Below are 7938 nucleotides of genomic sequence, written 5' to 3'. Positions count from 1 at the left end.
GCTACTACTATTTAGAAAAAAGTAATTTTAACCTTTTAAATCTTGTATCGCTTTTTTAGGACGTGACATGAAAATTTCGTATATTTATTTAGCTATAAACAACTTTTAGCTAACAAATAGTTGACCGCTTATCGTGGACTTGCGGACAATGGACTACTTATTTCTTCTCAGCCAATTCTGCGATTTTTTGGTGAATCATCACTTGGTTCGACATGATTTTCGAGAAACCTCTTACATCATCGCCACTCCAAGCATTATTCATTTCGCCGTAGCTACCAAATACTGGCGACATCAAATCGTAATCAGATTTAATACCCAATAATTGGAAGTTATATGGTGCTAAATGTACACGAACTTCACCAGTTACGTGCGACTGCATACTTTCTAAGAATTTCTCAATATCACGCATCAAAGGTTCTAAAAATTGCCCTTCATGAAGCATCATTCCGTACCATTCGGCTAAGTTTTGCTTCCAATATTGTTGCCATTTCGACAGAACGTGTTTTTCGAGTAAATGGTGAGCTTTAATGATAATCAACGGAGCGGCAGCCTCGAAACCAACACGGCCTTTTATACCAATAATGGTATCGCCCACGTGAATATCACGACCGATGCCATAAGGCGAAGCTAATTCTGATAATTTACGAATGGCATCAACTGGGTTTTCAAAACTTTCGCCTGCTACACCTTTCAATTCTCCATTTACAAATTGTAGGGCGATTTCTTCTGTACCAGTTTTGCTTACTTGAGTTGGGAAGGCACTTTCTGGTAAAAATTCATACGAATTCAATGTTTCACGACCACCAACCGAAGTTCCCCACAAACCTTTATTAATAGAGTAAGCTGCTTTGTGCCACTCACGTACCACACCTTTCGACTTCAAGAATTCGATTTCGGCCTCACGAGATAATTTCAAATCTCTGATTGGAGTAATAATTTGAGCATTTGGCAATACGATTCTGAAAACCATATCGAAACGCACTTGGTCGTTTCCTGCACCCGTACTTCCGTGAGCTACGGCTTCTGCTCCGATTTGCTTGGCATATTCGGCAACCGCAACTGCCTGAAACATACGCTCGGCACTCACCGAAAGCGGATAAGTATTATTTTTTAGAATATTACCGTAAACCAAATAACGAATACATTTTTGGTAATATTCATCTACCATACGAGCCGTGTAGTGGTTTTTTACTCCCAATTCGTAAGCTTTGGTTTCAATATCCTTCATTTCTGCTTCTGTAAATCCACCAGTATCAACTAATACTGAGTGAACTTCATGACCTAATTCTTCGGTCAAATATTTTACACAAAAAGAGGTATCCAAACCTCCACTGTATGCCAAAACAACTTTCATAAGCCCAAACCCGCCCTAAAATGAGCGTATTTTTTAGAGTTCAACAAAATTTCACGCAAAAATAGGATTTATTAATGTGAAATCTCGAATAATATTTAAAATTATTGTACTATTCAAATAAAACTAATTTTGAGTGATAGAATGTTTTGATTTTAAGTAATATCTATTCTGTCATTCATGCACTCATTCAAAATTATCGTGGAACGGTAAAATACATAAACGTACCTATGCAAGAAAAGACGATATTTGGTAGCCAAACTGCTAAAATTGGTGGCATATTGCCTGATTCGGCAATGCCTTTCGACATAATGAAGAACAAAATATAAACAAATGCCAACACAAACCCGATGGCAATCTGAAAGCCAACTCCTCCACGAGATTTTCGAGCCGATACAATCAAGCCCATCAATGACAAAATAATTACGGCAAAAGGTGTCACGATTCGTTGATAAAGTTCAATCTGAAAAGATTCAATTCCTTCTGCTCCTCGGCTTTTAATCAAATCAATGCGTTTGCGTAATTCGGGAATTGTAAAGGTTTCATAAACGTTACGGTCGCTCTCAAAATCACTCGGTGAAAGATTAATGACCGTATCTTTTGTGGCCGTATTATAGATAAGTTTATCTTTCATGATGCCCAAGGTTCGAATCTTATAGTCAGAAATCTTCCAGCGTTTGGTGCTATCATTCCATTCGATTCTTTTGGCCGAAAGTTTTTCAATGAGTTTATTATCAGCGATTTTTTCGAGCGTAAAATCATACCCAGTTTTGGTTTCGTTATTATAGCTCGACATGTAGGCGTAGGTATTGGGTGCCACGGCCGTATGAAAATCTCGGTCTGAAAAATAAAACTTATCGTTGATGTACGTAGCCTCAAAGCCCAACCGAACTTTATTGGCTTTGGGTAGAATCCAACCAACCATTACAAACGATAACACAGCCACCATCGAAGAAGCAATAAAATAAGGAAGCATCAACCTACGAAAACTCGTACCGCTACTCAAAATCGCTACGATTTCGGTGTGAGCCGCCATTTGAGCCGTGAAGAAAACCGTCGAGATAAAAATCATCAACGGACTTATATAATTGGCCCAATAAGGAGCAAGGTTCGCATAATACGAAAGCAAAATTGCTCGCATTGGAGCATTTTTCTGAATAAAGTCATCGTTTTTTTCTACGAAGTCAATCACCATGATGATAAGCACGATGACCAAAACTGCAAAAAAATAGGTCTTCAGAAAACGTTTGATTAAATATTTATCGAGAATATTCATGGAGTAAATGCAAACGGGGTCGCCCGTGCGATGAATAATGCAAAATGGATTTGTTGTGCATTAGCTACATTTCAAAATAAAAATTTTATGCAAAGATACTCATTGTAGGTTTGCGAATGGCTTTATTAAGAAGTATTAACACTTAAAACCTGTAAGGATTCTTTTATCCTTGCAGGTTTTTTTGCAGAGAATCAAGCATTTGAAACTTGCACCAATAAATTTCTCGCTACTTCATTGCTCACAAAAAGCCTTATTTTATTGTTTAGAAGTAATCCATAAGATTTATCAAAATCACTTATTTCCAAAACTTTTAGGTCGCATCCGAGTGTAATCTGTTGTTTATCAAGGTGTTGTAAAAACGCAGGCGAATGCACCGAAACGCCCATCATCACTACTGATTGATTGAGTGGAATTTCTGAAAGTTTCTGATAGCTCACCGAAGGCATTTTACCTTTGGCGTCAGGAATCGGGTCGCCGTGAGGGTCAAATTTTGGATTTTCCAAGAAATCATCTAAACGTTTGGTCAATTCTTTCGAGTCGATGTGTTCGAGTTGTTCGGCAATATCATGGATTTCGTCCCAGCCAAACCCCAGTTTTTCTACCAAAAAAACTTCCCAAAGTCGGTGTTTTCTAATCACACCCAAGGCAATTTGCTCGCCCGCCTCGGTCAGCGTAACGCCTTGATACTTACGATAATTGATGTAATTTTTCTCGGCCAGTTTGCGTAACATATCCGACACCGAAGCAGCTTTGGTCTGCGTGTGTTCAGCCAACTGATTGGTACTCACCTCATTACCGTTGTGCCGTTCGGTAAGTAGATAAATGATTTTTAAGTAATTTTCTTCGGTGAAAGAGGTAATTAGTTGATTGTCCACAGTCGATAGACGATAGTATGAAAAATAGCCAATAGCTAAAAGCATATAGCAACTACTAATACAAAAGTACATTTTTAGTCTAATCAAACAAAATTTTAGACTAATCTAAAAATATATTTTGATTGGCAAATTTTTTGTTTTATGTTTGTATTGAAAATTGTGGATTTACAACAAATGGAAAAAAACATCGACATAAAAAATAAAGCTTGGCGTTCGACAACGAGTAGTCTGTCACTACCTGAAGTTCACGGAAGTATTACAGTTCATACAAAAGGTAGTTTTTGGAAAAAAATGTCGGCTTTCGTCGGGCCAGGTTTGATGGTTGCCGTTGGCTACATGGACCCTGGCAACTGGGCAACTGATATTGCGGGCGGGGCAAAATTTGGTTATACGCTACTCTCTGTAATTCTGATTTCTAATCTTTTTGCGATGCTTTTGCAGCATTTATCGCTCAAATTGGGCATTGCTACGGGCAGAGATTTGGCACAGGCTTGTCGAGATTCTTACTCAAAACCTGTATCATTTATTTTGTGGATTTTGGCCGAAGTTGCCATTGCCGCCTGCGATTTGGCCGAGGTTATCGGAGCGGCGGTTGCACTTAATTTGCTCTTTAATATTCCATTAACTTACGGAATTCTGATAACTGCCATCGATGTCATTTTTATATTATTCCTCCAAAACAAAGGTTTCCGCATCATTGAAGTAATTGTTGGGGGCTTAATTCTGATAATTTTACTCTGCTTTGGCTACGAAATTTTAGCATCTCAACCCGATATTGTGGCGGTTTCAAAAGGCTTGATTCCGAGTAGCCAGATTGTGACTAGCCCCGAAATGCTCTACATTGCCATCGGGATTTTGGGAGCTACCGTAATGCCTCATAATTTGTATTTGCATTCGAGCATTATTCAAACCCGCAAGATAGAAGATACGCACGCCGCCAAGAAAAGTGCCATTAAATATGCCACTATTGACTCTACGGCTTCGTTGTTTATTGCGTTCTTTATCAATGCCGCCATTTTGATTATGGCTGCTGCAACTTTTCATTTTACAGGAAACAAAGAAGTTGCCGATATAACCGATGCTTATATGTTGCTCGACCCAATTTTGGGCGTAAAATTGGCTGGACTTTTCTTTGCCGTTGCACTATTGGCGGCGGGGCAGAACTCTACACTTACAGGAACACTGGCAGGACAAATCGTGATGGAAGGTTTCTTGAATATTCAACTAAAACCGTGGCTCAGAAGATTGATAACAAGGCTTTTAGCAATTGTGCCAGCTTTGATTGTGGCAATTATTTATGGAGAAAAAGGAACTTCAGATTTATTGGTTTTAAGCCAAGTGATATTATCCTTACAGTTGAGTTTTGCGGTTGTACCTTTGGTAATGTTTACATCAGATAAACTAAAAATGGGCGAATTTGTAAACCCAGCCTACGTAAAATATACCGCTTGGGTCGTAACGATTATCATTATTGCTTTGAATAGTTATTTGTTGTTTGATACGATATTTTGAGGAGAGAAAATATATTATGTTTTGGTAGAGACAGGGCATTGCCCTGTCTCTACTTTTATAGAATAGTTACAAAGGATGAAGTGTTGGTTCTGGGTCGGCAAGTAAAGAGATTGATGGTAAGCCAAGGCGTAAATCAAATATCTTTAAAGAATAATCCTTCATATAGGAGTTAAACTCATTTCCAAAAATATCAGTATATTTAGCCCCAATTTCTATACAATTTGATGTGTTTTTTAGCAATAATGTTTGATGAACATACATCGAGTAGCAGCGGTAGCCCCAACATTGGTATTCACCGTTATCATTTTCTACTTTTTGATTTACAAATACTTTAACATTTAAAGCAGCTCCTCTTCCAATATTCGTAACTTCATAAATTGACTCTTGGGTTTGATTAAACGCTAAAATGGGCTTTTCTAAAGCTTCAATCTGTTTCTCTTTTTCTTCTATTAGTTCATCTCTCTTTAAATTATACTTATAAATCAATTCAGAAAAGTATATGAAAACAAATAAGTTAGCAAGTGATATAAATGCAGCAAAGAAAGTAGCAAAATTTGACCAATCGGATGTTTGATTACTAAAGTTTGGCCAATTGGATGTTTGATTACTTTTTATGGAGAAAGTGCAGTAGTAAGGGATAATAGGTATAATAATGACAACTATTGCTAATATAAATACCCATTTATTTGTAAAAGTATGTCTGTTTTTCATTAAAATAAGTAAAAAGACGGTATAGGGTTTAATAGTTATTTCATATTTGTCAAACAATTAGTACTCTTTTGTTTAAAAAGAAGGAATAATCTTTTTACCCCAACAAAACATCCACTCCAATCTCAAATTCGGGCAAAACAGGTGCTGCCGAGCAAATATCATTTTCGATGCAGATTTTTACATCACGGCGAGAAGTATAAACATGAACTGATTTATTCTCTGGAAAAATCAACCAAACGACCTTAATTCCCGCTTTATAATACTCCCCAATTTTTTCTTCAACTTTATTGATATTATCGTTTCCAGAAATAATTTCGATGACAAATTCTGGAATTACATCTGTCCCTTTATTGGCAGCTTCAATCTGTTCTTTTGTCAAATAGGCAACATCAGGTCTTCTCATTTGAATTCCTGTAAGTTGCACATCGTATTCAGAAACAAATGTCCCTCTTTTTTTGTATCCTTTATCAATAAATAAATCAAGAAGGATATCATAAATTTTAACTTGTAGTTTGTTCATTCCCGTAAATTTAATCAATTCGCCATCATTCCATTCATATTTGAAGCCATCGTTTGCTTCCCAAACTCGAAATTCTTCCAATGTACGTGGCAAGGTAACTATTTCTTTATCTCTGACCATAGCATTAATATTTATATCCAAATTTAAAGAAAAAATCTATTCATAATCGTTAGTTGAAGCATTTTATTCATCAAACCAAGCCCCCATATTGCCACCCATCTTGTAATCTTTATAATCGTGCTAAAAATAATTATTTAAAATTAATTGTATAATTGACACTTAATAATTTACTTCGCATCATAATTGCGAACAAAACCAATAAAAATACTACCATCATGTCAAATCTTAAGGTTACTCTTGGTCAGAAAGAGTATTTTCCGTTTATCAAAGATGCTATTGCATACGAAGGAAGAGAATCAAATAACTATTTAGCGTTTAAATATTACGATGCAAACCGTGTGGTAGCTGGCAAAACAATGGCCGAACACCTACGTTTCGCAACTGCTTACTGGCATACATTCTGCGGTAATGGCGGCGACCCATTTGGTCCAGGAACAAAAGTTTTCCCTTGGGATGTAGCTTCAAGCCCAATGGATGCAGCGAAACAAAAACTCGATGCAGCATTTGAGTTTATGACAAAACTTGGAACGCCTTACTATTGCTTCCACGATACTGATATTGCTCCAGAAGGTAATTCTCAAGCTGAATTTCAGAAAAATTTAGAGGAAATCGTTGCTTTAGCAAAACAAAAGCAAGCAGAAAGTGGCATGAAATTGCTTTGGGGAACTGCCAACTTGTTTTCGCACAAGCGTTATATGAATGGTGCTTCAACAAACCCAGACTTCTCGGTAGTTGCTCACGGAGGTTTCCAAGTGAAAAACGCTATTGATGCTACTATCGCATTGGGTGGTGAAGGTTATGTATTCTGGGGAGGTCGTGAAGGCTATATGTCTTTATTGAACACAAATACTAAGAAAGAAATCGACCACTTGGGTCAGTTCCTTACAATCTCACGTGATTATGCACGTTCACAAGGATTTACTGGTAAATTCTACATCGAGCCAAAACCTTGCGAGCCATCGAAACACCAATACGATTATGATGCTCAGACTGTAATTGGTTTCTTACGTCAGTATGGTTTAGATAAAGATTTCCAATTGAACTTAGAGGTAAACCACGCTACTTTGGCTGGTCATACTTTTGCTCATGAGCTTCAAATGGCGGTTGATGCAGGTATGTTGGGAAGTATCGATGCTAACCGTGGTGACTACCAAAATGGTTGGGATACAGACCAATTCCCGATTGATTTATATGAATTAACTGAATCGATGTTGATTATCGTTGAAGCTGGTGGATTCAAAACTGGTGGTATCAACTTTGATGCGAAGACTCGCCGTAATTCAACTGATTTAGATGATATTTTCATTGCTCATATCTCAGGAATGGATGCGTTTGCTCGTGCATTGTTGATTGCAAACAATATTCTTGAAAAATCTGAATACAAAAAACTTCGTGCTAATCGTTACGCATCTTTTGATAGCGGAGATGGTGCTTTGTTTGATGCAGGTAAATTAGGTTTAGCTGACTTACACCGTATCGCATTGGCAACTGGCGAGCCTCAACAAATCAGCGGCAAACAAGAATTATTTGAAATGATTATCAATCAGTACATTTAATTCAATTGAGAATTAAA

General features: G+C 37.3%; 7 protein-coding genes. 2 read left to right on the top strand and 5 right to left on the bottom strand.

What is annotated here, in order from left to right; all coding sequences use genetic code 11:
- Positions 1 to 157: 157 nt before the first annotated feature.
- From IEX65_RS23395 to IEX65_RS23385, 3 genes are all read right to left on the bottom strand, one after another.
- Entirely contained in the window at positions 158 to 1354 is a 1197-nt protein-coding gene (locus tag IEX65_RS23395) for an argininosuccinate synthase (protein ID WP_188769927.1), read from the bottom strand.
- A gap of 193 nt (positions 1355 to 1547) precedes the next feature.
- A complete protein-coding gene (locus IEX65_RS23390) occupies positions 1548 to 2627 on the bottom strand; it encodes an LptF/LptG family permease (protein ID WP_188769925.1) in 1080 nt (359 codons plus the stop codon).
- A gap of 191 nt (positions 2628 to 2818) precedes the next feature.
- Positions 2819 to 3487, bottom strand: coding sequence for a metal-dependent transcriptional regulator (locus tag IEX65_RS23385; RefSeq protein WP_188769942.1), 669 nt, complete (start codon positions 3485 to 3487; stop codon positions 2819 to 2821).
- A gap of 189 nt (positions 3488 to 3676) precedes the next feature.
- Here IEX65_RS23385 and IEX65_RS23380 point away from each other — a divergent pair, with 189 nt between their 5' ends.
- On the top strand, positions 3677 to 5014 hold the full coding sequence (locus tag IEX65_RS23380; RefSeq protein ID WP_188769923.1) for an Nramp family divalent metal transporter: 1338 nt from the start codon (positions 3677 to 3679) through the stop codon (positions 5012 to 5014).
- A 66-nt stretch (positions 5015 to 5080) separates the two neighbouring features.
- On the opposite strand, the gene IEX65_RS23375 is transcribed toward IEX65_RS23380, so the two are convergent.
- Both IEX65_RS23375 and IEX65_RS23370 read right to left on the bottom strand, forming a co-directional pair.
- On the bottom strand, positions 5081 to 5725 hold the full coding sequence (locus tag IEX65_RS23375; RefSeq protein WP_188769921.1) for a hypothetical protein: 645 nt from the start codon (positions 5723 to 5725) through the stop codon (positions 5081 to 5083).
- Between the two features lie 94 nt (positions 5726 to 5819).
- Entirely contained in the window at positions 5820 to 6365 is a 546-nt protein-coding gene (locus IEX65_RS23370) for a Uma2 family endonuclease (RefSeq protein WP_188769919.1), read from the bottom strand.
- Between the two features lie 215 nt (positions 6366 to 6580).
- Between IEX65_RS23370 and xylA the strand changes: the two genes are divergently transcribed.
- Positions 6581 to 7921: a xylose isomerase gene (gene xylA / locus IEX65_RS23365; protein WP_188769917.1), complete on the top strand. Its 1341-nt coding sequence runs from the start codon at positions 6581 to 6583 to the stop codon at positions 7919 to 7921.
- Positions 7922 to 7938: the final 17 nt, after the last annotated feature.

Origin of the sequence: Emticicia aquatilis (assembly GCF_014644295.1) — a bacterium.
GTDB lineage: Bacteria > Bacteroidota > Bacteroidia > Cytophagales > Spirosomataceae > Emticicia > Emticicia aquatilis.
The sequence above is the reverse complement of the archived record's forward strand: the minus strand, read 5'-3'. Positions and strand labels throughout refer to the sequence as shown.

Excerpts from the sequence above, each read along its gene's own strand:
- IEX65_RS23375 (WP_188769921.1), bottom strand. The coding sequence starts at position 5,725 with ATGAAAAACAGACATACTTTTACAAATAAATGGGTATTTATATTAGCA.
- IEX65_RS23380 (WP_188769923.1), top strand. The coding sequence starts at position 3,677 with ATGGAAAAAAACATCGACATAAAAAATAAAGCTTGGCGTTCGACAACG.
- IEX65_RS23370 (WP_188769919.1), bottom strand. The coding sequence starts at position 6,365 with ATGGTCAGAGATAAAGAAATAGTTACCTTGCCACGTACATTGGAAGAA.
- xylA (WP_188769917.1), top strand. The coding sequence starts at position 6,581 with ATGTCAAATCTTAAGGTTACTCTTGGTCAGAAAGAGTATTTTCCGTTT.
- IEX65_RS23390 (WP_188769925.1), bottom strand. The coding sequence starts at position 2,627 with ATGAATATTCTCGATAAATATTTAATCAAACGTTTTCTGAAGACCTAT.
- IEX65_RS23395 (WP_188769927.1), bottom strand. The coding sequence starts at position 1,354 with ATGAAAGTTGTTTTGGCATACAGTGGAGGTTTGGATACCTCTTTTTGT.